The sequence below is a fragment of the Burkholderia sp. Ac-20344 genome, assembly GCF_017104975.1.
GTDB lineage: Bacteria > Pseudomonadota > Gammaproteobacteria > Burkholderiales > Burkholderiaceae > Burkholderia.
This window is the reverse complement of the sequence record NZ_JAAGPP010000054.1, coordinates 28,766-51,523: the sequence shown is the minus strand read 5'-3', so window position 1 is coordinate 51,523 and position 22,758 is coordinate 28,766. Positions and strand designations below refer to the sequence as shown.

At 68.4% G+C, this 22,758-nt stretch carries 22 protein-coding genes and 1 pseudogene; 5 read left to right on the top strand and 18 right to left on the bottom strand.

Going from position 1 to position 22,758, the window contains the following annotated elements; all coding sequences use genetic code 11:
- The 3 genes and pseudogenes from G3N64_RS18695 to G3N64_RS18685 all read left to right on the top strand — a co-directional run.
- A pseudogene (locus tag G3N64_RS18695) lies at positions 1-259 on the top strand (thiamine-phosphate kinase); the annotation flags it as partial.
- Positions 249-803, top strand: coding sequence for a phosphatidylglycerophosphatase A (locus G3N64_RS18690; protein ID WP_205785260.1), 555 nt, complete (start codon positions 249-251; stop codon positions 801-803). The pseudogene G3N64_RS18695 and the gene G3N64_RS18690, both read left to right, overlap by 11 nt.
- Before the next feature lie 31 nt (positions 804-834).
- Positions 835-1,335: a CinA family protein gene (locus G3N64_RS18685; RefSeq protein ID WP_205785259.1), complete on the top strand. Its 501-nt coding sequence runs from the start codon at positions 835-837 to the stop codon at positions 1,333-1,335.
- 36 nt (positions 1,336-1,371) lie between these two features.
- On the opposite strand, the gene G3N64_RS18680 is transcribed toward G3N64_RS18685, so the two are convergent.
- The 18 genes from G3N64_RS18680 to mpl form a co-directional block, all read right to left on the bottom strand.
- Entirely contained in the window at positions 1,372-2,430 is a 1,059-nt protein-coding gene (locus G3N64_RS18680; RefSeq protein ID WP_205785258.1) for a haloacid dehalogenase-like hydrolase, read from the bottom strand.
- 236 nt (positions 2,431-2,666) lie between these two features.
- Positions 2,667-3,494: an orotidine-5'-phosphate decarboxylase gene (pyrF, locus tag G3N64_RS18675; RefSeq protein ID WP_205785257.1), complete on the bottom strand. Its 828-nt coding sequence runs from the start codon at positions 3,492-3,494 to the stop codon at positions 2,667-2,669.
- 39 nt (positions 3,495-3,533) lie between these two features.
- Complete coding sequence (locus tag G3N64_RS18670) at positions 3,534-4,595, bottom strand: aldose 1-epimerase (protein WP_205785256.1); 1,062 nt, start codon at positions 4,593-4,595, stop codon at positions 3,534-3,536.
- 49 nt (positions 4,596-4,644) lie between these two features.
- A complete protein-coding gene (locus G3N64_RS18665) occupies positions 4,645-5,460 on the bottom strand; it encodes an SDR family oxidoreductase (protein ID WP_205785255.1) in 816 nt (271 codons plus the stop codon).
- Positions 5,461-5,489: 29 nt separating this feature from the next.
- Complete coding sequence (gene araH, locus G3N64_RS18660; protein WP_205785254.1) at positions 5,490-6,506, bottom strand: L-arabinose ABC transporter permease AraH; 1,017 nt, start codon at positions 6,504-6,506, stop codon at positions 5,490-5,492.
- Between the two features lie 70 nt (positions 6,507-6,576).
- A complete protein-coding gene (gene araG, locus G3N64_RS18655; RefSeq protein ID WP_205785253.1) occupies positions 6,577-8,088 on the bottom strand; it encodes an L-arabinose ABC transporter ATP-binding protein AraG in 1,512 nt (503 codons plus the stop codon).
- A gap of 66 nt (positions 8,089-8,154) precedes the next feature.
- Positions 8,155-9,150, bottom strand: a complete 996-nt coding sequence (locus tag G3N64_RS18650) for an arabinose ABC transporter substrate-binding protein (protein ID WP_205785252.1) — start codon at positions 9,148-9,150, stop codon at positions 8,155-8,157.
- A 102-nt stretch (positions 9,151-9,252) separates the two neighbouring features.
- Positions 9,253-10,032 (bottom strand): SDR family oxidoreductase, encoded by a 780-nt coding sequence (locus tag G3N64_RS18645; protein WP_205785261.1) that lies wholly within the window; start codon positions 10,030-10,032, stop codon positions 9,253-9,255.
- Entirely contained in the window at positions 10,032-10,709 is a 678-nt protein-coding gene (locus G3N64_RS18640) for a 2-dehydro-3-deoxy-6-phosphogalactonate aldolase (protein ID WP_205785251.1), read from the bottom strand. Before G3N64_RS18640 ends, G3N64_RS18645 begins: the two co-directional genes overlap by 1 nt.
- Positions 10,710-10,731: 22 nt before the next feature.
- Entirely contained in the window at positions 10,732-11,757 is a 1,026-nt protein-coding gene (locus G3N64_RS18635; RefSeq protein WP_205785250.1) for a 2-dehydro-3-deoxygalactonokinase, read from the bottom strand.
- Complete coding sequence (locus tag G3N64_RS18630) at positions 11,754-12,653, bottom strand: IclR family transcriptional regulator (protein WP_205785249.1); 900 nt, start codon at positions 12,651-12,653, stop codon at positions 11,754-11,756. Before G3N64_RS18630 ends, G3N64_RS18635 begins: the two co-directional genes overlap by 4 nt.
- A 350-nt stretch (positions 12,654-13,003) precedes the next feature.
- Positions 13,004-13,402 carry an EF-hand domain-containing protein gene (locus G3N64_RS18625; RefSeq protein ID WP_205785248.1) on the bottom strand — a complete coding sequence of 133 codons (399 nt, stop codon included), beginning with the start codon at positions 13,400-13,402 and terminating at the stop codon, positions 13,004-13,006.
- Between the two features lie 80 nt (positions 13,403-13,482).
- The gene (locus G3N64_RS18620) at positions 13,483-15,093 is read right to left on the bottom strand and encodes a peptidase S10 (RefSeq protein WP_205785247.1); all 1,611 of its coding nucleotides are present in this window, start codon (positions 15,091-15,093) and stop codon (positions 13,483-13,485) included.
- 427 nt (positions 15,094-15,520) lie between these two features.
- Positions 15,521-16,258, bottom strand: a complete 738-nt coding sequence (gene mtgA, locus G3N64_RS18615; protein WP_205785246.1) for a monofunctional biosynthetic peptidoglycan transglycosylase — start codon at positions 16,256-16,258, stop codon at positions 15,521-15,523.
- A 14-nt stretch (positions 16,259-16,272) separates the two neighbouring features.
- Positions 16,273-17,139 carry a shikimate dehydrogenase gene (aroE, locus tag G3N64_RS18610; RefSeq protein ID WP_205785245.1) on the bottom strand — a complete coding sequence of 289 codons (867 nt, stop codon included), beginning with the start codon at positions 17,137-17,139 and terminating at the stop codon, positions 16,273-16,275.
- Positions 17,136-19,223 carry an RNB domain-containing ribonuclease gene (locus G3N64_RS18605; protein ID WP_205785244.1) on the bottom strand — a complete coding sequence of 696 codons (2,088 nt, stop codon included), beginning with the start codon at positions 19,221-19,223 and terminating at the stop codon, positions 17,136-17,138. Before G3N64_RS18605 ends, aroE begins: the two co-directional genes overlap by 4 nt.
- Positions 19,224-19,303: 80 nt before the next feature.
- On the bottom strand, positions 19,304-19,873 hold the full coding sequence (locus G3N64_RS18600; RefSeq protein WP_043191364.1) for a YqiA/YcfP family alpha/beta fold hydrolase: 570 nt from the start codon (positions 19,871-19,873) through the stop codon (positions 19,304-19,306).
- A complete protein-coding gene (gene mpl, locus G3N64_RS18595; RefSeq protein WP_205785243.1) occupies positions 19,870-21,255 on the bottom strand; it encodes a UDP-N-acetylmuramate:L-alanyl-gamma-D-glutamyl-meso-diaminopimelate ligase in 1,386 nt (461 codons plus the stop codon). The genes G3N64_RS18600 and mpl overlap by 4 nt, the downstream gene beginning before the upstream one ends.
- A 246-nt stretch (positions 21,256-21,501) precedes the next feature.
- Between mpl and G3N64_RS18590 the strand changes: the two genes are divergently transcribed.
- Both G3N64_RS18590 and G3N64_RS18585 read left to right on the top strand, forming a co-directional pair.
- A complete protein-coding gene (locus G3N64_RS18590) occupies positions 21,502-22,146 on the top strand; it encodes a UDP-N-acetylmuramate--alanine ligase (protein ID WP_205785242.1) in 645 nt (214 codons plus the stop codon).
- A 7-nt stretch (positions 22,147-22,153) separates the two neighbouring features.
- Positions 22,154-22,705 (top strand): TlpA disulfide reductase family protein, encoded by a 552-nt coding sequence (locus tag G3N64_RS18585; protein ID WP_205785241.1) that lies wholly within the window; start codon positions 22,154-22,156, stop codon positions 22,703-22,705.
- Positions 22,706-22,758 lie beyond the last annotated feature (53 nt).

Genomic DNA, 22,758 nt, shown 5'->3' with positions numbered 1-22,758 from the left:
CGCAACGCTGCCGACCGACGTGCAGCGCCGCTGCACGCTGGCCGGCGGCGACGACTACGAACTGTGCTTCACCGCGCCGGCGGCGGCCCGCGCGGCGGTCGAAGCGGCCGGCGTGACGGCCGGCGTGGCGGTCACGCGAATCGGTACAATACGCGCGTTGTCCGCCCCGTCGGCGCAGCCCGCGATCGCGTGGCGCGATGCCGCCGGCGCGCCCCTCGCCCTCACGTTGCACGGCTTCGACCACTTCCATGCAGACTGACCCGACGCCCGCGCACGACGCGGCCGAGCCCGGCGCCACACCTGGCGGCAACGCACCGCGGCGCGCGACCGCGCGCTTCATGCTGTCGCACCCGGCGCACCTCGTGTCGCTCGGCTTCGGCAGCGGGCTCGCGCCGATCATGCCCGGCACGTTCGGCTCGCTGTTCGGCTGGCTCACGTTCGTCGTGCTCAACCGCTACCTGACGGTGCCCGAATGGTGGGCGCTGATCGCGGTCGGCTTCGCGGCGGGCACGTGGCTCACCGGTTTCACCGCGAGGAAGATGGGCACGGCCGATCCGGGCGCCGTCGTCTGGGACGAGATCGTCGCGATCTGGCTCGTGATGCTGTTCGTCACGCCCGCGACCTTCGTCGGCCAGCTGTGGGCGTTCGTCGCGTTCCGCTTCTTCGACATGCTCAAGCCGCCGCCGATCCGCTATTTCGACCGCCGCCTGAAAGGCGGGCTCGGCATCATGGTCGACGACCTGGTCGCCGCGTTCATGACGCTGCTCGTGATCGCCCTGTGGCGCTCCGTCGTCGTCGGCTGACCGATTTCCCGACTCCCGTTTCCCGACGCGCATGCCAACCGATTCCGTCGTCCATCAGCTTGCGATCCGCGCAGGCAACAAGCTGCGTGACGAGCACCTGACGCTCGCCACCGCCGAATCCTGCACCGGCGGCATGATCGCCGCGGCGATCACCGACATCTCCGGCAGCAGCCAGTGGTTCGAGCGCGGCTTCGTCACGTACTCGAACCAGGCCAAGATCGAGATGATCGGCGTGCCGCCCGACCTGATCGACAAACACGGCGCCGTCAGCGAGCCCGTCGCGCGCGCGATGGCCGAAGGCGCGCTGCGCAACAGCCGCGCGCAGGTCGCATTGTCCGTCACCGGCATCGCGGGCCCCGCCGGCGGCAGCGAGAAGAAGCCGGTCGGCACCGTGTCGTTCGGCTGGAGCAACCGGCTGCATACCGACGTCGAGACGCGCGTGTTCAAGGGCGACCGCGAACAGATCCGCACGCAGGCGGCCGCGCATGCGCTGCGCGGGCTGCTGAAGCTGCTCGACGAGCACGAGGGCTGAGCGAGCCGGGGGCGCGCCGCGCCCCCGCTTGCCCGCTTACTGGATCGCGTCGGGCTTCACGACGATCCAGTTCTTGTCCGCCGTCACCGGCAGGCCGAGCGACTTCTGCTGCGCGGCCGATTCATCCGACCACGCGCGGATCTGCGTCATCTGCTTGTCCTTCTTGTTCACCCACACGCGCACGCCGCCGCGCGCGACGTCGGTCGCGTTCAGCAGCATGTAGCCGTCGGACGTCGGCGTGTCGCCCGCGACGAGCACCGGCTTCTTCCACTGGTCGATCCAGCCGACGATCGAGCCGAGCTTGCCTTCGTACCACGTCATCGGGTTCATCAGGAACGGCGTGATCACCAGGCCGCGGTTCGCGGCCTCGTCGTACTTGCCGGCCTTGATCTGCAGCCGGGACGTCGTCAGCGCGCCAGTCGCCGGGTTGCGAAGCAGCGTCGTCACGCCGATCACGTTCTGCGGCTTCACGTTGTAGCCGTACTTCGGGTCGGACAGCACGAGCCGCGCGAGCTCCTCGTGCGCGGCCGTCATCACGTAGACCTCGATCCCGTTCTCGCGCAGCGCGTTGTACAGCTCCTGCATCCCGCGGAAGAAGCGCGGCGGGTTCACCGTGCCGTCGACCACCTTGTCGCCCTGCCAGTAGCGGATCGGGATCGGCTTGCCGTCGGCGAGCATCGCGTCGACGTGGCGCTTCAGGTCGGCCAGCGACTGCCCGGCGAACGCCTGCGCGATCCACGGGTAGCAGACCAGGTCGTCGATCTCGCACAGCCGGTAGTAATAGCTCGTCAGCGATTCCTTGTAGCCGGCGGAATCCTTGAACGGGATCAGCTTCAGCGACGGGTCGAGCGTGTCGCGCGTCAGCACGCCGCGGTTCTCGAGGTACGGCAGCAGCGATTCCTCGAGGTCGTAGCGGTAGGTCGTGTTGTCGGCGTCGAACACCGCATAGTCGCCGCGGTGCGCATGCGCGGCGATCATCGCGTTCAGCGCCTTCGCGCTGTCGGCCGGCCAGTGCGAGAGATCCGCCGCATGGGCGAACGTCATGCACAGCGATGCGGCAAGCGCGCTCAGAATGCGTCGGGACAGCTTGGGCATGGCGTCACTCCCTTTCTTGACATTTTCGTTACGGATCGATGACAAGCGGCAGCATCGCGCGATTGGCGTGCGGGGAGGCGGTGCGGAAGCGACGGGAAGTTGTCCGCGTGCGCCAGTGCGGGCCGGGCGGGCGGAGGCGCGGGAACAATGGAAGGAAACGGCCCGGGCCCGCGCGTGCGAGCCGGCCGGAACCGGCGGTCCGGGCAGGCGCCGGCCCGGATCGCCGTTGCAACCGATCAGCGATGCGCGTTGATCGTGTCGCGGGTCTTCTGCGCGGCGAGCGCCGCGGCTTCGGCGAAATCCTCGCCCTTGCTCGCGTACAGGATCGCGCGCGACGAGTTGATCATCATGCCGGTGCCGTCGGCCGTGCGGCCCGCGTTGACGGTCGCCTGCACGTCGCCGCCCTGCGCGCCGATGCCGGGAATCAAGAGCGGCATGTCGCCGACGATCCCGCGCACGATCTCGATTTCCTTCGGGAACGTCGCACCGACCACGAGGCCGAGCTGGCCGTTCTTCGCGTTCCACTTGTTCGCCGCGAGGTCGGCGACGACCTGGTACAGCGGCCGGCCGTTCGTGTCGAGGAACTGCAAGTCGGAACCGCCCGGGTTCGACGTGCGGCACAGCACGATCACGCCCTTGCCTTCGTGCTCGAAGTACGGCTCGACCGAGTCGTAGCCCATGTACGGGTTCACCGTGACGGCGTCCGCGCGGTAGCGCTCGAACGCTTCGCGCGCGTACTGCTCGGCCGTGCTGCCGATGTCGCCGCGCTTCGCGTCGAGGATCACGGGCAGGCCCGGGTGCTGGAGGTGGATGTGCGCGATCAGCCGCTCGAGCTGATCTTCCGCGCGATGCGCGGCGAAGTAGGCGATCTGTGGCTTGAACGCGCTCGCGTATTGCGCGGTCGCGTCGACGATCTGCCGGCAGAATTCGAAGATCGCGTCGGGCTGGCCGTCGAACTGCACGGGAAAGCGCGACGGCTCGGGATCGAGGCCGACGCACAGCAGCGAGTGGGTGCGCTGCCACGCGGCGCGCAGCGATTCGATGAAAGTAAGCGGGGAAGACATGGCGGGTACTCGCGGCAAACCGTTGGTAGACCGCGTATTTTACCCGCGTCGCCGGCGCGCCTCGCGTGTCGCGGCATTGCCGCGCGCATCGGCGCGTTCGACGGTGAACGCGAAACGCCGCGTGAGCCGCTCGCCGGGCGCGAGCAGCGTCATCCCGTGCGCGGCCGCGCCGCCCGGCAGGTTCACCGCATTGATCGGATGATCGACCGGCTCGAAGCAGAAGAAGTCCTCGCCGGGCGGCGTATAGAGCACGTACGCGTCGGCGTCGGCCGCCACCGTCAGCGACAGCCCGCGACGCGGCCAGCTCACCGTCGCATGGCCACCCCAGCCGGTGAACGCATGGTTGACGAGCGCGGCCGGCAGCGGATACGCGACGCCGAACTGCCAGGCCGGCGGCACGCTCACGTGCCGCACCGGCAGGAAATCGGCGCCCGACAGCCACAGCCCGCCGGCCGCCGCGGCCAGCTCGGTCGCGGTATCGCGCACGACGAACGGATGCACGCCGAGCCCGAACGGCAGCCGCGCGCGCCCCGCGTTCTCGATCGTCAGCGCGATCGACAGCGTCGCGTCGTCGAGTTCGAACGACTGGATCGCGCGGAACGCATACGGCGCGCCGGCGGTGCGATCGAGCGACAGGTGCAGCGACGTGCCGGTTGCATCGTCCACCTGCCACGGCGCGAGCCAGCCGTCGCCGTGGATCGGCAGCGGCTCGTCGCGGCGGTTGCGCGGCACCGCGACGCGGCGCCCGTCGCACTCGAACCGCCCGTCGCCGATCCGGTTCGAGTAAGGCAGCAGCGGATAGCACGCGAGCTCGTTCGGGTCCGTCGCCGTCTCCGGGTGCTCGCAGCGGCGGAACACCGGCATCAGCGCACCGTTGTCGCCGCGCCAGTCGAAGCGTGCGATGCCGCCGCCGAGATGCGGCAGCACGTCGAGCCGCAGCGACGCGTTCGACAGCGTGACGGCCGCCGCATGCGCGGCGCCGACGCCCTGCGCGAAGGCAGCCGTCTGCGGGCCGGGGCTGACCGGCTGCGCGGCGGCGGCCAGCCGCGCGCGGCGCGACTGGCTGGTGGACGACGATGCGCGCGAGGACGTGGCGGTCATGGTGAACTCCTTTCCTTCGTCGAAGAAACGATGCGGGTCGTGCGAACGGTCAGGCCCAGCCGCCGTCGACGATCACGTCCTGCGCGGTGATCATCCGGCTGTCGTCGGCCGCGAGGAACAGCGCCATCCGCGCGAGATCGGCGGGCAGCAGTTCGGCATCGAGGCACTGTCCGGCCTTGATCGCCGCGCGGCCCGCGTCGTCGAGCCATAGCCGGCGCTGCTTGTCGGTCATCACCCAGCCGGGCACCAGCGAATTCACGCGGATGCCGAACGGGCCGAGGTCGCGTGCGAGACCGCGCGTCAGCCCCTGCACGGCCGCCTTCGCCATCACGTAGACGGGATAGCCGCCGTTCTTCAGCATCCAGCTGATCGAGCCGAGGTTGATGATCGCGCCGCCGCCCTGCTGCTTCATGTCGTCGATCACCGCCTGCGCGGCGAAGAACTGGTGACGCACGTTCACCGCGATGCCCGCGTCGAACGATTCGGGCGTCACGTCGCCGATCGCGTGGCGTGCGTCGTTCGCCGCGTTGTTCACGAGCACCGCGATCGCGCCGATGCGCGCGCGGATCGCGTCGATCGCATGGCGCAGCGCGCCGATGTCGGTCAGGTCGCACTGGAGGAACAGCGGCGCGTGACGCACGTTCGGCACGTGCGCGAGGCTTTCCGCCAGCGCGGTACCGGCCGCCGCGTCGAGGTCCACGAACGCGACGCGCGCGCCCTGCACGGCGAAGTGTTCGACGAACGCTGCGCCGATGCCGGTCGCGCCGCCTGTGATCAGCACCGCGCGATCCTCGAGGCTCGGGTAGCGTGCATAGCGCGCGTGGCTCGCGGTGTGCGGGCCGCGCGCGGAAGTGTCGATGGTCATGCGGTTCGTCTCCGTAAGAGCAGATCGGGTCAGTCGCGGACGCCGCGGTTCTTCAGCTGGTCGAGCAGCACGGCCGCAAGCAGGATCGCGCCGCGCACGAGATACTGGTAGAACGCGTCGATGTTCAGCAGGTTCATCACGTTCTCGACGGTGCCCATGATCAGCACGCCGATCACGACGCCGGAGATCGTCGCGCGACCGCCCATCAGCGACACGCCGCCGAGCACGCACGCGGAGATCACGTTCAGCTCGAAGCCCTGCGCGGCGTTCGGCTGACCCGACGTGATGCGCGATGCGAGGATCACGCCCGCGAGCGCCGTCACCGCGCCCTGGATCAGGAAGATGACCACGCGCGTGCGTTCGACGTTGATCCCCGCGAGCCGCGACGCCTCGGGGTTGCCGCCGATCGCGAGCGTGTTGCGGCCGTACACCGTCTGGTTCAGCAGCACGCCGAACGCGATGAAGCACAGCAGCGTGACCCAGATCGGCAGCGACACGCCGAACAGCGACAGCCCGCCGAGCGCGATGAAGGTATCCGACGACACGCCCACCGCCTGCCCCTTCGACACGATGAAGCCGAGCCCGCGCACGATCTCCATCGTCGCGAGCGTCGTGATCAGCGCGTTGATGCGCAGGTATGCGATCACCGCGCCGTTCACGAAGCCGATCGCGGCGCCGGCCGCGACCGCCGCGACGATCGCGACGAACGTGTTGTCGGTCGCGTTCAGCACCATCGCGCACAGCACGCCGGAGAACGCGACCGTCGAGCCGATCGACAGGTCGAAATCGCGCGACGCGAGACAGAACATCATCGTGCACGCGACCATGCCGATCTGCGAGATCGACAGCGCGAGGCCGAGCATGTTGTCGATCGAGAAGAAGTGATCGACGGTGAGCGACATCGTGATGAACATCACCGCGAAGATCGCGATCAGGCTGTATTCGGTCAGATGCTGCCACCACTTCTGGCGGTCGCTCTGCTGCGGAACCAGCGCGTCGGCCGTCGTCTTCACGGCGGCGCTGGCAAGGTTTTCGTTGACTTGCATGATGGTGTCTCCTGCTCCTGCATCGCGCGGCCCGCGCCGCGCGTGTTCGATTCGAATGTCGTGTGCCGCGTCAGGCCGCCGCGGCGGCGCTCGTCTGCGGCAGCGCGAGGCTCAGCACCGCGTGCTCGTTCGCCTGCTCCCGCGGCAGTTCGCCCGCGATCCGGCCTTCGCGCATCACGACGATGCGGTCGGACACGCCGAGCACTTCCGGCAGCTCCGACGACACCATCACGATCGCGCAGCCGCGCTCCGCGAGCCGGTAGATCACGTCGTAGATCTCGTGCTTCGCACCGACGTCGATCCCGCGCGTCGGCTCGTCGAGGATCACGACCTTCAGGTCGGGCTCCGCAAGCCAGCGCGACAGGATCGCCTTCTGCTGGTTGCCGCCCGACAGGAAGCGGATCTTCTGCCGCCGGTTCGGCGTCTTGATCTTGAGCCGCTGAATGAAGCGGTCGGCCGTTTCGTTTTCCGCCTTGCGGTTGATGAAGAGCCCCGCGCGCAGCGAATGGCGGCGGCAGCTGATGTTGATGTTCTCCGCGACCGACGCGATCGCGATGATCCCTTCTTCCTTGCGGTCCTCCGGGCACAGCACGATGCCGTGGCGGATCGCGTCGCCGGTGCGCTTCACGTCGATGCGCGCGCCGTCGAGCGTCAGCGCGCCCGCGCGCCGGTGATCCGCGCCGTACACGAGCCGCATCAGCTCGCTGCGGCCCGCGCCGACGAGCCCGAAGAAGCCGACGATCTCGCCCGCGCGCACCGAGAAGCTCGCGGGTTCGCGCAGCGCCGGGCCGTCGATGCCTTCGGCGGCGAACCGCACGTCGCCGAGCGCGCGCGGCGCGTAATGGTAGATATCCGAAATCTCGCGCCCGACCATCTCGGCGACGAGCCGCTCGCGCGGCACGTCGGCGAGCGATTCGTGCGATGCGATCTTGCGCCCGTCGCGGAAGATCGTGCAGGCATTGCACAGCCGGTAGATCTCGTCCATCCGGTGCGAGATGTAGATCAGCGCGCGGCCCTGCGCGCGCAGGTCGTCGACGAGCTTGAACAGCACCTCGGTCTCGCGATGCGACAGCGAGCTCGTCGGTTCGTCGAGCGCGATCACGCGCGCATTGCGCATCAGCGCCTTGCAGATCTCGACCATCTGCCGCTGTGCGATCGACAGCCGCCCAAGCTTCGCGTCGGGATCGAGATCGACGCCCATCGCAGCGAGCCGCTCGCGCACATAGCGCTTCGCCTCGCGCTTCCTCACCCAGCCGAACGCATTCGGCAGGCGGCCGAGCAGCAGGTTTTCCGCGACCGTCAGGTCGGGCACGTACTGCAGCTCCTGGTGAATCACCGCGATGCCGGCCGCGATCGACGCCGCCGCACTCGCGAACCGCACGGGCTGGCCGTCGACCAGCACGCTGCCCGCATCGGGCTGGTATTCGCCGCCGAGAATCTTCAGCAGCGTCGACTTGCCCGCGCCGTTCTCGCCCATCAGGCCATGCACCTCGCCCGCATGCACGTCGAACGAGATGCCGTCGAGTGCGCGCACGCCGGGAAATACCTTGCCGATATTGTCAAAACGCAGTGCCGCTGACACGTCGTCTCCCCACTTCCGATCGATCGACCGCCGGCCGCCGCATCGCCGCGGCAGCCGGCGGGCTGCTTACTTCGACGCGAGCCCCATCTCGTCGCGCACCTTCGACACGTTGTCGCGCGTCGCGAGCATGCCGGTCGTCAGCGTCAGTGCCGGCGGTGCCTTGCCCTGCGTGATCCACGCGTACATCAGGTCCGAGGTTTCTTCGCCGTGGCGCTTCGGGCTGATGATCACGGTGCCGTAGAAGCCCGTCGGCTGCGGCTTCTTGAACTCGTTCAGCGCCGAGTCGGAGCCGCCGATGCCGATGCCGATCATGTTGTCGGCCTTGAAGCCGCGCCCTTCGGCCGCGCGCACCGCGCCGAGCACGGCCTCGTCGTTCAGGCCGTACGCCACCCAGTGCTTGAACTGCGGGTTCTTCGTGAGCGCGATGTTCGCCGCGTTGAACGCGTTTTCCGTGTCGGTCTTCGCCTGCGGCGCCGCGATCACGTTCGCCTTCGGGAAGCCGGCGGCCACCAGCGCGTCGGTCGCGCCGCTCGTGCGGTCGTGCGCGGTCGGCAACTGCTCGTAGGTGATGTCGATCGCGCCGACGTCCTTCATGTCCCAGCCGCGCTTCTTGATCTCGGCCGCAATGCCGTCGCCGACCTGCTTGCCGATGTTGTACGCGGAGATCCCCATGTGCGGCACCGACTCGATCGGCTTGCCCGCGCCGTCGACGAGGCGGTCGTCGACCGTCATCATCTTCAGGTTGTGCGACTTCGCCTTCGCGACGATGCCCGGCCCGAGCTTCACGTCCGGCGTGCAGATGATGAAGCCCTGCGCCTTCTGCGCGGACAGGTTGTCGATCGCGCTCATCACCTTTTCACCAGACGGCGCACCGATCTTCACGAGCGTGAAACCCTTTTGCTTCGCCGCCATCTCGGCGAACTTCCACTCGTCCTGGAACCACGGCTCTTCCGGCTGCTTCACGAGGAAGCCGATCTTGACCGGATCGGCCGCGTGCACGACGGGGCTCCCGATCACCACCGCCGCCGCGGCGGCCAGCGTTACGAACGTTCTGCGTTTCATCTCCAGTGTCTCCTTGTCTTCATCGAACAGGATGCAGCCGCTTGTTGGTTTCGACGCAGCGTGCGCGCGGCCGTCGCACGTGCGGTCTTTCGAATCGTTGCGTCAGTCGTGATACAGCGCCGCGCGCCCGCCATCGACGGTGATGCACGCGGCATTGATGAACGGCGCCTCGTCGGACGCCAGGAACACGGCCGTCATCGCGACCTCCTCGGGCCGGCCGATCCGCTTCATCGGCTGCAGCGCGAGCGTTTCGGCGCGGGCGGCGGCCGGGTCGGGCTGCGCGTCCCACCAGTCGCGCGTGAGCTGCGTCTCGATGTAGCCCGGTGCGATCGCGTTCACGCGCACGTTGCGCGCCGCGTATTCGATGCCGAGCGCGCGCGTGAGGCCCAGCACGCCATGCTTCGCGACCGGGTACGGAAAGCAGCCCGGGATGATCCTGAACGCGTGCGTCGACGCGATGTTCACGATGCTGCCGCGACCGCGTTCGACCATCCCCTCCAGCGCCGCGCGGCAGCCGTGCCACACGCCGTCGAGGTCGACCGCGAAGCAGCGGCGCCAGTCGTCGTCGGTCATCGTCAGCGGATCGGCGAACACGTTGATGCCCGCGTTGTTCACGAGCACGTCGAGCGGGCCGAATGCCGCCTCGGTCTGCGCAAGCGCATCGCGCACCGCGTCCTGCCGCGCGACGTCCGCCCGCAGCGGCAGCACGCGCGCGCCGGCGATGTCGTGCGCAATCTCGGCAGCCGTGCGCTGCGCCTGCGGGAAGTCGAGATCGACGAGTGCGACGGCCGCGCCTTCGCGAACGAATGCGCGGGCGATCGCGGCGCCGATGCCACGGCCCGCGCCCGTCACCATCGCGACCTTGTCCGCGAGGCGGCCCATCATGCGGCTCCGCCGCGCGCGACGCGCAAGCCGGCCTGGAACGCGCGCGCATTCGCCGCGGTCGCGTCAGCCGACTGGCCGGGGCGGTACAGCGCCGAGCCGAGCCCGAAACCGTTCGCGCCGGCGTCGAGGAACGGCTGCATGTTGTCGGGCGAGACGCCGCCGACCGGGATCAGCGGCACCGCGCGGTCGATCACCGCGCGCCACGCCTTCACGACCGGCACGCCGAGCTGCTCGGCCGGGAACATCTTCAGCACGTCGGCGCCGTTCGCGAGCGCCGCGAACGCTTCGGTCGGCGTCGCGACGCCGGGCGCGCTCGCGAGGCCGAGTTCGCGCGCGCGACGAATCACTGCGCCGTCGCTGTGCGGCATCACGATCAGCGCGCCGCCCGCGTCCTGCACGCGGTCGACATACTCGGCGCGCAACACGGTGCCCGCACCGACGATCGCATCGTCGGGCAGCGCACGCCGCAGCGCCGCGATGCTGTCGAACGGATCCGGCGAGTTGAGCGGCACCTCGACGATCCGGAAACCGGCTTCGTACAGTGCATGGCCGTGGTCGGCCGCTTCGGCGGGCGTGATCCCGCGCATGATCGCGATCAGCGGGCACGCGTCGAACGCGCGCATCAGCGCGGCGTGAGGCGTGTACGGCGCGGGCAAGGTCAGGTCGGACGGCATCGAAGATTCCTCTGCAAGCAGTTCATTGATCGACGCAGACGGGCTCGCCGTCCGCGCGCACGAGCCCGGCGCGCGACGCGATCCGCCACAGGCCGCGCTCGGTCGCATGCGCGACGACGCGCGCGTGCGGATGGCCGAATTCCCGGAGCGCATCGGCGTAGCGCGCGCACAGGCCGTCGTCGCCGATCAGCAGCAGCGGCTGGTCCGCGAGCGCGATGCCGCGCTCCGCGAGCATCGCGTCGAGCGCGTTGAGCTCATGGCCGATCAGCAGGCCCGACAGGTAGTCGCCCTGCGCATCGGGTGCGAGCCGGTCGGTCAGGCCGAGCGTGCGCGTGCTGAAGATCGTCGCGAGCAGCCCCGTGCGCTGCGCACCGCGCGCCACCGAGACGCCGCGCAAGAACGCCGCGCGATCGGGCAACGCGCCGGCACGCATCGTGCGGCCGAGAATCGTGTGGTCGCGCAGCACCGCGAACAGCTCGCCCGTCATGAAGGTCTGGAAGCGCTCGATCAGCCCGTCCTTCACCCACGCCCATTTCGCATGGGTGCCCGGCAGGCCGATCAGTACCCCTGAACGATCGGCGCCAAGCATGGGATCGCTCGCGAGTGCACCGACTATCTGCGTTTCTTCGCCGCGCATCACGTCGGGCAATTCACCCGTGGCGATGACGCCGGGCACGATCGAGATCGTCGTGCCGCGCGACGTCGTCACCGTGATGAGGCCCGCGACGAGCGCGTCGGCGCCGGCCGGCACCGCGACGTACGGCGCCTCGCGCCAGCCCTGCGCGCTGCCGACCATCCCGGCGGCGAGCACCGGCAAGCCCGGCGTGCGGTCGAGCCAGTCGCCGCACGCTTCCTCGAACACCGCGTCGAACGCGCGTGCGCCGCCGCCCGGCACATGCATCACGCCCGCCGGGCGGCTGCGCGTGTCGATGAGCGCGCCGTGCGCGTCGTACAGATACGCGCGCAGCGACGTCGTGCCCCAGTCGAGCGCGATCAGCGACGGGGGGGCAGAGCTGGCATCCGGAACGGGCCGGGTCGAAGTCGTCATCGTTTGATCCTGCGGGTACCCTGCGGCGGGCTCCAGCCCAGTTCCGCGGAAATGGCTCGCGCTTCGCGCTGCACGAGCGGAATCAGTTCGTCCATCCGGTCGTGCGGCATGTACGGAATCGTGCTCGCGACCGACACGGCCGCGACGATCGCGCCCGACGCGTCGCGGATCGGCGCGGCCACGCAGCGGATCGACGCCTCGTTCTCCTCGAGATCGAACGTATAGCCGCCGGCGGCGTAATGTGCCATGCGCTGCAGGAACGCGCTCGTCTCGGGCCGGTTGTCCGGCTTGAAATTGACGCCGGCGAGCGCACGCCGGGCGGCCTCGAACAGCGAGCGCCACGTGTCGGGATCGGTGTCGAGCATCATCGCCTTGCCAATGCCGGTCGACGCGAGCGGCATCCGGTGGCCGACGCGCGAGCGCATCTCGAGGCCGCGCGTGCCGGGAATCTTGTCGATGTACAGCACGTCGTCGCCGTCGCGCACGCCGAGGTGGATCGTGTCGAGCGTCGCTTCCGCGAGCGCTTCGAGGTGCGGGCGCGCCACCGCGGTGAGCGGCATCTGCTCGAGCGCGATCGTGCCGAGTTCGATCAGCTTCGGGCCGAGCAGGTAGCCGCCCTGCACCTGGCGCAGGTAGCGCGCCTGCACGAGGCTGCTGACGAGGCGGTGCGTGGTGCTGCGCGTCGTGCCGAGCGCGGCGCCGATCGCGCGCATGTCGCGCGCGCCGTTCGCGATCGCCTCGAGGATCGCAAGACCGCGCAGCAGCGTCTGCGTACCGGCCTGCTGCGCAGCGAGATCGAGCGGCGTGCTGGTCGCGCCGATGCTGTCGGTCAGCGACGCTTCGACCGGCGTCGCGCGCCGGGCGTCGAGGGCAAGGGAGTCGGGCATCTTGGTCATGGAGCGGGCTTCTTCAACGGAACCGGTGAAGCCGTTCGCGCGGCGCCGGAACTGCGTCCGGCGTCGCGACAAGGCGGCGGTCGATGCACCGTGTAAAGCGCCCGGCGAACTTCATGGAAGGTGTCTCCGTGTGCGTCGGGCGCCGCGCGATGCGTGGGTCCGAAGCTGTCGATGTGCTTCGGATTGTAGGAGCGCACGCACTCGTCTCCAATATTTGAATGCGTTGTCCAGATAATGAGAATTCGACGGGAATCCGCCGCGGGCGCGACATCACGGCGTCGCCATGTGCACGGGGGCGGAACCCGCCGTCTCGCAGGTTCCGCCCCCCGTTTGCTCACCGCGCGCCGCGCTTACTGCTGGCTCGTGCTGCGTGCCTGCATGTAGCGCTGTACGTCCGCGAACGACACACGGCCGTTGCCGCCCGAATCGATCTGCCGGAAGTGGTTCGCGACATAGCCGAGGCCGGCCGCGCGTGCCTGCGACTCGGTGATCGCCCCCGTGTTCTGCGTATCGGCCGCGCTGAACTGCTGCGCGAGCTTGCGCACCACCTGCGCATGCAGCGCGGCGCCGGTCGTCTGCGTGCCGGCGGTCGGCTTGCGCGCGGCCGGCGGCACGTACGGATCTCCGAGCTGCGCCTGGCGCGCACGCGCCGGTGCGGCGGCGTCGCTCGCCTGCGCGAACGCGGATACGGATGCGGCGGCGCCGACACAGGCGAGCGCCGCGGCAACGACGATGAAACGATTCTTCATATCAGGCTCCAGTCTGGAATGAGGTCGTCGACGGCCGGCGAGGCGCCACCGCGGGCGCGCGTCGCCGGCCTGGCGCAGCATCAGTGCGCGGCCGCGTTGTAGAAGGTCACGAGGTCGGCTTTCTCCTGCGGACGCGACGTATCGTCGAGGTAGACCATGTGTCCACCCTGATAGTCCTTGATCGTCAGGTTCGGTTGCGTCCCGAGCCGCGCGAGGTCGAGCTCGGTCTGGTAGAACGGCGTCGCGATGTCGTGATACCCGTTCAGCGACAGCACCTTCAGCTGCGGATTCAGCGACAGCGCCGCGGCCAGATCGGGGATCGTGTCAGGCATCGCGAGACCGTCGTGCGTCCAGTCCCACGTGTTGATCGCATTGCTGCTCAACGAATACGCCGACTGCGCGGTGTACTTCAGCTCGTTCGGCAAATAGCTGCCGATCGTGTCGGTGAACGGCTTCGTGATGAACGAGCTCGACGGATCGCCGTCCGCCGCGAGCGGGCTCGACAGCGGCACGTTCACGCGCGCGTCGTAGCGGCCGATCAGCGTGCCCGGAATCAGCGACAGCTGGAAGCTGTTGTCGAAGAAGGTCGGGACCACGTTGAAGTCCGCATTCCACAGCGACTGCTTGACGCCGGTCGAATTCACCATCGTCGTGACGAGGGTCGGCGGCGGCGGCGTATGGCTCGCCAGGTACGCGTTCACGGCAGGCGCGTAGCTGCCGGCCGTCAGCAGGCGCATCTGGTCCGCATACTGCGGCAGGCTCGACGGGTTCGGATTATCGAGCTGGTAGTACGCGCCGACGGTGCCATAGGACGGCACGAAGCCCGCGCAACTCACCGGGCTCGCCCCGTTGTTCGAGTTGCCGATGTAGTCGCTCGCCATGTCGCAGTTCGTGTTGTAGTTCAGGATCGACGACTGCAGCACGATGCCGGCGAGTTTCACGCCGGCCGTCTCGAGCAGGTTCGCGAGCACGTCGGTACGCGGCGTGCCGTACGATTCGCCGAACAGGTATTTCGGCGAATCGTTGCGCTGGTTCACGGTCAGGTAGCGCGTCACGAAATCGCGGAACGCGGCGCCGTCCTGGTCGACGCCCCAGAACGTCTGGTTCGTGTTCGGCGCGACCGCTTCGGAGAAGCCGGTGCCGATCGCATCGACGAACACGAGGTCGGTCGTGTCGAGCAGGCTTTCCTGGTTGTCGACGAACGGGAACGTCGACGTGTTCGCGTTCGGGTCGCCCGTCTGGATCCGTCGCGGGCCGAACGAGCCGAGGTGCAGCCACACCGATGCCGAGCCGGGGCCGCCGTTGTACAGGAACGTGACGGGCCGCTTCGCCGCGGGCTGGTTGTCAGCCGTATAGGCGATATAGAAGAACGATGCTTCGGGCGCGCCGGTCTGCGGATTGCGCGCGACGAGGTGGCCGGCCGTGGCCGTGTAGCGGATCGTCTTGCCGTTGAGGGTGATCTGGTGATGCGTGACAGCGGCCTTCTCGACCGCGGCGGAGGCGTCGAGCGACGCGTTCGCGCTCGACGAGTAACTGTTCGGATCGTTGTACGCCCTGTCCACCTGGCTGGCGGGATCGGCTGAGCTGTTGGCGCTGGCAGTAGTGGACGATGTCACGTCGTCGTTGCAGGCCGTCAGAATCAGCGAAGAAAACACCACTCCCAACAACAGCTTCGCTTTGCTCGCTGGCATCGTTGCGTTCCTTCTCTCGGATGTTTTTTGTGTCGAGCAGCCGGATAAGCCGCCCCCCCGCCTCGATTGCGGCCGATAAGCCGAGGCGCTGGCCAATATACGCGAGCCCTTCAGCTTTGAAAAATTTTGAAATATTTGGCCGGCGACCGGTGCAGCGCACACCTTTCAGGAATGCTTCGATTCGCGAAACGTTGCATTTCACGTGCCTTTCACGGACTTTCGCGTTTACCCGAGGAAACTAAAAATCCATGAATTTCGCGCCATATCGACTAACAAAATCGCATGGCGCCCGGTATTGCTCAGTAAAACGAAATAGACGAATTCGTCTAAAGGATGTGGCCCGAAATGCGCTCGACACGAATGCGCTGCAGCGCACAAACGACGCATGGGCGGTGAAACGGACAATGCGACGGCGCGAGCGCGCCGTTCACTCCGATTGCGGCAGCTCGGCCGCACCCATCCGGCGGGCAATGACTGCTGCGCGCTGCGCCTGGTAGGCCGAGCCGCGATGCGCGTCGAACCAGCGCGGCTTCGGCAGCATCACCGCGAGACGCGCCGACTGCCACGCGCCGAGCCGGCTTGCGGGAATCCTGTAGTAATAGCGTGCGGCCGCTTCGGCACCGTACACGCCGCGTCCCCATTCGACGGAATTCAGGTAGATCTCGAAGATCCGCTCCTTGTCGAGCACCGTTTCGAGCATCCACGTGATGATGAGCTCCTGCCCCTTGCGGATGTAGCTCTTCTCGCGCGACAGGAACAGGTTGCGCGCGAGCTGCTGCGTGATCGTCGAGCCGCCCGCGACGATCCGGCCGCGCGCCTTGTTCTTCTCCCACGCCTGCAGGATCGCATCGACGTCGTAGCCGCTGTTGGTCGCGAAGGTCGAGTCTTCCGACGCGATCATTGCGCGCTTCAGGTTGCGCGAGATCTGGTCGTACGGCACCCACTGGTGCTGGATCTGCGCGGGCGGCTTGTCGCGCGACAGCCACCACGCGTCGGTGCGCATGAACGCCGTCGAGCCGGGATTGATGAACGACCACAACGCGATCTGCGCGAGATAGAACAGCTGCGTCGCGACCCACGCGCCCGCGAACACCGATCCCGCATAGACGATCCAGCGGGCCGGGCTCACCGTCCGCGTGCGCTGCGTGCCGCTCACCGCCACCACGTGCCGCGCTCCGTTCAGCTTGCCGCGAGCGCCTGGCGCAGCGCGGCCAGCACCGGCGCGCCGTCCGGCCGCACGCCGCGCCAGATGAAAAACGATTCGGCCGCCTGCTCGACGAGCATCCCGAGCCCGTCGGCCGTGCGCGCGCCGAGCGACGCCGCATGCTGCATGAACACCGTCGGCTGCGCGCCGTACATCATGTCGTACGCGAGCGTGCCCGCGCCGAATGCAGCCGCATCGCACTCCGGCAGCGCGGCATCGAGGCTGCCGGCCGTCGCGTTGATCACCACGTCGTACGGCTCCGCGCGCACCACGTCGGGGCCGCCGCCCGCGAGCGTACAGCCCGCATCGTGCGCGGCCTGCATGAACTGGCCGACGAGCGCCTCGGCCTTGCTCGCGGTACGGTTCACGATCGTGATCGACAGCGGCGCGCGGTCGAGCAGCGGCAGCACGACACCGCGCGCCGCGCCGCCCGCGCCGAGCAGCAGGATGCGCGCACCCGCCAGCGACACGCCGAGATTCGCCTCGATGTCGCGCACGAGGCCGACGCCGTCGGTGTTGTCGCCATGGATGCGGCCATCGGCGTCGATGCGCAGCGTATTCACCGCGCCCGCCGCCGCCGCGCGCGGCGACAGCGTGTCGGCAAGCGCATGCGCTTCGAGCTTGAACGGCACCGTCACGTTCGCGCCGCGACCGCCTTCCGCGACGAATGCCCGCACGGCCGCCTCGAAACCGTCGACCGGTGCGAGCCGGTGCGTGTATTCGACCGGCTCGCCGGTCTGCGCGGCGAACTGCGCGTGGATGAACGGCGACTTGCTGTGCGCCACCGGGTTGCCGAACACGACATAGCGGTCGGCGCCGCTCGTCGACGCAACCGCGGTCATGATGCGCGCCCCTCTTCGCCGGCGTTGCCGCTCGCGGCTTCGCCGCCTTCACCGTCCACTGCGCCGTCCGCTTCCGCCAGCGCTTCGGCTTCGGTTTCGGCCGTTGCGTCTTCGGCGTCGATCAGCGTGTCGTCGCCGCCTTCGGCGTCATCCTCTTCCTCGGCCGCATCGCCGCTCGTCACGGTCGGCGCGTCGAGCACGTTCAGCAACCGCACCGACGCCTCGATCGTCAGTTCGTCGAGCGACATCACGTCGAGCAGCACGCGCGTGCCGCGCGCATGCACGCCAAGCCCCGGCACGTGCAGCAGCAGCGGAATTTCCTCGAGGCGCACGAGATCGCCCTTCACGACACTCGCGACGACCTGCTTCTTCTGCTCCTGCGCGAGCCAGCGCAGGCACCAGAAATACTCCATCCGGCGCTGGTAGTCGGCGTAGGCCGTGTAGGTGTCGTCGAAGCCCTGCACGACCGCGTACAGGTCGGCGTCCTTCGGCTTGAACGGTGCGGCGAGCTTCGCGGTGACGCCATGCTGCACGCACGCGAGCAGTTGCCACTGGTTCACGAGGTCGACGTAGCGTCGCAGCGGCGACGTGCTCCACGCGTATTGCGCCACGCCGAGGCCTTCGTGCGGCGCGGCCGTCGTCTGCATCCGCGTGCGCTTCGGGCCCGGCGCGCCGAAGCCGCGCTGCGAGCGGTAGATGCCCGGCACCGTGTGGTCGTGCAGGAATGCGCCCCAGGTCGAGTTCGCAAGGATCGCGAGCTCCGACACGATCAGGTCGAGCGGCGACCCGCGGCGGCGCGGCGTGATCGTCACGTGCTCGCCTTCGACGTAGAAGTTGTAGTCGGTGTTGCGCTGCACCTCGCGCTTCAGGCCGTAGCCCGCGCGCGCGACCTGGCGCTTCTCGAACAGCGCCTGCGCGAGCGGCCACAGCACGGCGATGTCGTCCTTGTGCGGATAGTCGCCGGTGCCGGCCGCGAGCGTCTCTTCGTTGACCAGTTCGTCGAGGTGGTTGTGGCGCAGGTTGTTCTTCACGAACACGAGCTCGGCGCGCGTTTCGTTCGCGACGATCTCCTGCGTTTCGCGGTTGACGATGATGTACAGCGACAGCGCCGGGCGGTAATCGCCTTCCTTCAGCGTGAACACGTCGACGACGTCGTCCGGCAGCATCGTGATCTTGTCGCCCGGCATGTAGACGGTCGACAGGCGCGTGCGCGCGATCGCATCGACCGCGTCGCCGCGCACGATGCCGAGCGCCGGCGCCGCGATGTGCACGCCGATCCGCACCCGGCCGTCGGACAGGTGCTCGACCGAGAACGCATCGTCGATTTCGGTCGTCGTGATGTCGTCGATCGAGAACGCCTCGACGTCCGCGCGCGGCAGGTCGTCCGGCAGCGCGCCGACCGCGACGGCCGGAAAGCCCGTGCCATGCGGGAAGAACTCCGCGAGGAAACGCGCTTCGTGCAGCGCACGCGGCGACGCAATGCCGCCGCAGTCGAGCATCAGCCGCGCCGGCGACACGCCGCGCGCACCGGCCGCCGCTTCCATCGCCTTGTATTCGATCGCGTTCTTGTCCGGCCGTGTCAGCAGCCCGAGCACCTTGCCCGCGAACGCGTCCGGCAGCTTGCCGGCCTTCAGTTCCTCTTCATACTGCGCCTGGACGAGCGCCTGCTGGCGCTTGCGCTCGAGCGACGCGAGCGCCATCTTGAGCTGCTCTTCCGGCGCACGCTGGTACTGGCCGCGCCCCTTGCGGCGGAAGTAGACGGGCGAGCCGTGCAGTCGCAACACCAGCGCTGCGCGCTCGACCGGGCCGTACGTCGCACCGAAGTATTCCGCGGCGAGCGCCGTATACGCGAATTCGTCGGTCGGCGCGCATTCCCACAGGAAATCCAGATCGATCTGCTGCGCGGCCGTGTCGGCCTCCTGCATCAGTTCGCCAGCGGCCGGCTTGTCGAATTCGATCAGCACGTCTTTCGCGCGCACCTTCGCACGCCGCCCGCCGGGCAACTCGACCTGAAATGCGTCGCCCTGGCGCGACAGCACGCTGCCCGCCTTGAAACTGCCCGATTCCTCGAAGAAAACGTTCACTCAGTACTCTCGTTCAGACTGCCGGGCGCCGCGTCGGCGGCGCCGCATGATGATGGGAATTCGATCGGCACAGGGCCGCTTTAAGACGTCTTTCCGTCGCAAAAGGCGAGAACGTCGTCGACATAGTCGGCAAATTCGCTGATCCCGTGATCGCTGCCTTCGATCACCCGCGTCTTCGCGCCGGGGTAATGCGCAAGCATCTCGCGGTAATCGAGCACTTCGTCACCGGTCGCCGCGAACAGATAGTAGCGTTCGGCACGCGTGATCGCCGGCACGCGCAGCGCATCGAGTTCATGCAGGTGACGGCGCTCGACGACGATCGTACCGCCGCCGTGATAAAGCGGCTGTTCGCCCAGATGCTGTTCGAGATCGCGCTGCGGCACGATGGCCGGATTCAGCAGCACGGCCTTCCAGCCGTGCTTTTCGGCCAGCCACGTCGCGTAATAGCCGCCGAGCGAGCTGCCGACGACGGTCACGTCGCGCGCGCCGGCCACCTCGGCTTCCGCGACCGCGATCGCTTCGAGCGGCGACACCGACAGCGACGGGCACCGCCACTCGTCGGTGCGGCCGAGCTCGGCCATGCGCGCGGCGAGCTGGCGCGACTTCTGCGATTCCGGCGACGACCGGAAGCCGTGCAGATACAGGATCACGTGCGGCTCCCGAGCGCATCGAGCAGCTTCTGATGCACACCGCCGAAGCCGCCGTTGCTCATCACGAGCACGTGGTCGCCCGGGCGGGCGGCTGCGACGACGGACTTCACCAGCAGGTGAAGGTCGTCGAATGCGTGCGCCTTCGCGCCGAGCGGCGTCAGCGCCTCGGCCAGATTCCAGCCGAGCGCGTCGCGCCCGGTCGGCGCGCCGTAACCGAACACGAGATCGGCGTCGGCGAGGCTCGCCGGCAATTGCGCCTTCATCACGCCGAGCTTCATCGTGTTCGAGCGCGGCTCGAGCACGGCGAGGATGCGGGCATTCTGGCTGCCGATGCGCGCACGAAGGCCGGCGATCGTGGTTTCGATCGCGGTCGGATGGTGCGCGAAGTCGTCGTAGACGGTCACGCCGTCCACGCTGCCGCGCACTTCCATGCGGCGCTTCACGTTGCGGAACGACGCAAGCGACGCGGCGGCCTGCGCGGGCGGCACGCCGACGTGGCGCGCAGCCGCGATCGCCGCGAGCGCATTCATGCGGTTGTGATCGCCCTGCACCTGCCACGCGACTTCGCCGACGCGTTCCGCATGCGAATACACCGCGAAGCGCTCGTCGACCGGCTCGCCGTCCTCGGCCGGCAGCACCTGCCAGCCACCGTCGACGCCGAAGCGCTCGACCTCGCTCCAGCAGCCGCGCGCCAGCACGCGCTCGAGCGCGTCCGAGCGGCCGTTCGTGACGATCCGGCCGACACCGGGCACGGTACGCACGAGATGGTGGAATTGCGTTTCGATCGCAGCGAGATCCGGGAAGATGTCGGCATGATCGAATTCAAGATTGTTCAGCACCGCGGTGCGCGGCCGGTAGTGGACGAACTTCGAGCGCTTGTCGAAGAACGCCGTATCGTATTCGTCGGCCTCGATCACGAAGAAGCTCGAATCGGTGAGCCGCGCCGACACGCCGAAGTTCAGCGGCACGCCGCCGATCAGGAAGCCCGGATTCAGGCCCGAGTCCTCCAGCAGCCACGCGAGCATCGACGACGTGGTCGTCTTGCCGTGCGTGCCCGCGACCGCGAGCACCCACTTGCCGGCGAGCACGTGCTCGCCGAGCCATTGCGGGCCCGACACGTACGGCAGGCCGCGATCCAGGATCGCCTCCATCAGCGGATTGCCGCGCGTGACGACGTTGCCGATCACGAACAGGTCCGGTTTCAGGTCGATCTGCTCTGCGCCGTAGCCCTCGATCAGCGTGATGCCCTGCGCCTCGAGCTGCGTGCTCATCGGCGGATAGACGCCCGCGTCGCAACCCGTCACCGTGTGGCCCGCCTCGCGCGCGAGTACGGCGAGACCGCCCATGAAGGTGCCGCAGATGCCAAGAATGTGGATGTGCATAGATGAATGCTTTCGCGCCGCCGGGCGCCGTCGATTCGGAAAGGGTGCGTGTGCGGCGCGCCGGATGGGCCGTGCGGCCGGCGCCCGGCCAACGGCTTTTGCCGCGACACAAAGAGCACTATTGTAACTGACGGCCTGCCGTGCCCGGCGGCCCGAACGCTGCGCGCGAACGGTGCCGGCACGCCGGACGGCAGGCCGTCGCACCCGCGCTCGGGCGCCGCGGCGATCGAGTATGATTGCCGGATCATGTCTCGCAAAACCCTTCTCGACCCGCGGCGCGTCCGCGAGGAAATCGCCCAGTCCGCCGCCCGCCTGATCGCGGAAGACGGCCTGGACTACGCCGGCGCGAAACGCAAGGCCGCGCGCCAGTTGCTGGGCGATTCGCGCGTTGCCGGCGAATGGCTGCCGGATAACGACCAGATCGAGGAAGAACTGCGCGAGTACCTCGCCCTGTTCCAGAGCGACACGCAGCCGGACGAACTGCGCCGCCTGCGCGAAGTCGCGCTCGACTGGATGCGCCGGCTCGCCGAGTTCCATCCTTATGTGACGGGTGCCGTGCTGAACGGCACCGCGAACGCGCATTCGGATATCCATCTGCAGGCATTCACCGACAACCCGAAGGACGTCGCGATCTACCTGCTGAACCAGAACGTCCAGTACGACGTCTCCGAGACACGGCACTTCGCGGGCCGCGCCGACGTCGAGACGCTCAGTTTCCTGTGGCGCCCGCAGCGCGACGTGGACGCGATCGGCATCCACCTCGCGCTCTATGCGAGCGACGACCTGCGCGGCGCGGTCAAGGCCGACGCGCGCGGCCGGGTCGCCCGTGCGGATGCCGCCGCGCTGCGCGCGCTCGTCGAAGCAGGCAAGGCCCCTTCCGAACCGGAATGATTCAACGATGATGATGAAACGCATGTTGGCGCTCGCGGTCGTCGCGGCCGCCGCCGTGGCCGGCGGGCTCGCCGCCGGCCATTGGTTCCGCGGCCCGTCCGACGACGGTGTCGCCGTCGCCGCGACCACCGCCCAGGGCAGCCCGGTCGAACAATTGTGGGCGGCATCGCTGACGGGCACCGACGGCAAGCCGGCCACGCTGTCCGCCTTCAAGGGCCAGAAGGTCGTCGTCAATTTCTGGGCGTCATGGTGCGGCCCGTGCGTCGAGGAGATGCCGGAGCTGGTCGCGCTGTCGCACCAGTACAAGCAGAAAGGCATCCGTTTCATCGGGATCGGCGTCGATTCCGAACAGAACGTGAAGAACTTTCTGCAGAAGGTGAAGGTCGATTATCCGGTCTTCGTCAGCGGATATGCGGGCGCCGATCTGGCCCGTAATTTCGGAAATACCGCCGGCGCGTTGCCATTTACGGTCGTCATCGACGAAACCGGCAAGATTCGCGAGACAAAATTGGGACAAATCCAACCGGCCGCGCTGAAAAAGACGCTCGACGCGCTGTAACCTGCCCGAACGGCAGCCCGCACGTTGGCGGCGATTTGTCTGTCGATCGCCGC

Excerpts from the sequence above, each read along its gene's own strand:
- G3N64_RS18685 (WP_205785259.1), top strand. The coding sequence starts at position 835 with ATGCCAACCGATTCCGTCGTCCATCAGCTTGCGATCCGCGCAGGCAAC.
- G3N64_RS18645 (WP_205785261.1), bottom strand. The coding sequence starts at position 10,032 with ATGGGCCGCCTCGCGGACAAGGTCGCGATGGTGACGGGCGCGGGCCGT.
- G3N64_RS18665 (WP_205785255.1), bottom strand. The coding sequence starts at position 5,460 with ATGACCATCGACACTTCCGCGCGCGGCCCGCACACCGCGAGCCACGCG.
- G3N64_RS18620 (WP_205785247.1), bottom strand. The coding sequence starts at position 15,093 with ATGCCAGCGAGCAAAGCGAAGCTGTTGTTGGGAGTGGTGTTTTCTTCG.
- G3N64_RS18670 (WP_205785256.1), bottom strand. The coding sequence starts at position 4,595 with ATGACCGCCACGTCCTCGCGCGCATCGTCGTCCACCAGCCAGTCGCGC.
- G3N64_RS18585 (WP_205785241.1), top strand. The coding sequence starts at position 22,154 with ATGATGATGAAACGCATGTTGGCGCTCGCGGTCGTCGCGGCCGCCGCC.
- G3N64_RS18625 (WP_205785248.1), bottom strand. The coding sequence starts at position 13,402 with ATGAAGAATCGTTTCATCGTCGTTGCCGCGGCGCTCGCCTGTGTCGGC.
- G3N64_RS18630 (WP_205785249.1), bottom strand. The coding sequence starts at position 12,653 with ATGACCAAGATGCCCGACTCCCTTGCCCTCGACGCCCGGCGCGCGACG.
- mpl (WP_205785243.1), bottom strand. The coding sequence starts at position 21,255 with ATGCACATCCACATTCTTGGCATCTGCGGCACCTTCATGGGCGGTCTC.
- araH (WP_205785254.1), bottom strand. The coding sequence starts at position 6,506 with ATGCAAGTCAACGAAAACCTTGCCAGCGCCGCCGTGAAGACGACGGCC.
- G3N64_RS18680 (WP_205785258.1), bottom strand. The coding sequence starts at position 2,430 with ATGCCCAAGCTGTCCCGACGCATTCTGAGCGCGCTTGCCGCATCGCTG.
- G3N64_RS18690 (WP_205785260.1), top strand. The coding sequence starts at position 249 with ATGCAGACTGACCCGACGCCCGCGCACGACGCGGCCGAGCCCGGCGCC.
- G3N64_RS18640 (WP_205785251.1), bottom strand. The coding sequence starts at position 10,709 with ATGCCGTCCGACCTGACCTTGCCCGCGCCGTACACGCCTCACGCCGCG.
- G3N64_RS18650 (WP_205785252.1), bottom strand. The coding sequence starts at position 9,150 with ATGAAACGCAGAACGTTCGTAACGCTGGCCGCCGCGGCGGCGGTGGTG.
- G3N64_RS18635 (WP_205785250.1), bottom strand. The coding sequence starts at position 11,757 with ATGACGACTTCGACCCGGCCCGTTCCGGATGCCAGCTCTGCCCCCCCG.
- pyrF (WP_205785257.1), bottom strand. The coding sequence starts at position 3,494 with ATGTCTTCCCCGCTTACTTTCATCGAATCGCTGCGCGCCGCGTGGCAG.
- aroE (WP_205785245.1), bottom strand. The coding sequence starts at position 17,139 with ATGACCGCGGTTGCGTCGACGAGCGGCGCCGACCGCTATGTCGTGTTC.
- G3N64_RS18590 (WP_205785242.1), top strand. The coding sequence starts at position 21,502 with ATGTCTCGCAAAACCCTTCTCGACCCGCGGCGCGTCCGCGAGGAAATC.